The 540-nt window shown below is 71.1% G+C and carries 1 protein-coding gene; it reads right to left on the reverse strand.

Going from position 1 to position 540, the window contains the following annotated elements:
* A partial coding sequence (locus tag CCN56_RS44370; protein ID WP_256961894.1) for a KR domain-containing protein occupies positions 1–540 on the reverse strand: 540 nt, incomplete at both ends.

The raw sequence follows: 540 nt of genomic DNA on the forward strand, positions 1-540 counted from the left end.
CGACGTCAGCTCCTTGGCCTGGTACCAGAGCAGGCCCATGCCGCCCTCGGACTCCAGGGTGCCGTCCTTGATGCCGAACTTCCCGGGCCCGGCCTGCTTCCAGCCGTCCAGGGTCCGGCCGTTGAAGATCTTCCGGTAGCCCTTGTCCGGCTTGCAGTCGGCCTTCACCTGGCCGGTGGCGTACCGCAGGCCGCCCAGGAGGTGGGCGCGGAATGCCTCTTGCCCATGCAGCTCGACCTGGCGCCGCTCACCGGTCATCCCGCTGGCCTCGGCCCACAGGCCCCAGGCCAGCGAGGTGGCGGCGAGGCCCTGGGCCTGGCGGTGGCGGGCCAGGGCGTCCAGGAAGGAGTTGGCCGCCGCGTAGTTGGCCTGCCCGGGGCCGCCCATCAGACCCGCCGACGAGGAGAACAGCACGAACGCGGACAGCTCGCGCTCGCGGGTCAGCTCGTGCAGGTTCCACGCACCGTCGACCTTGGGCGCCAGGACCGAGGAAACCCGTTGCGGCGTAAGCGATCCGATCGCGCCATCGTCGAGCACTCC

This window comes from Streptomyces sp. NRRL B-24572 (genome assembly GCF_002156145.1).
Lineage (GTDB): Bacteria > Actinomycetota > Actinomycetes > Streptomycetales > Streptomycetaceae > Streptomyces > Streptomyces vietnamensis.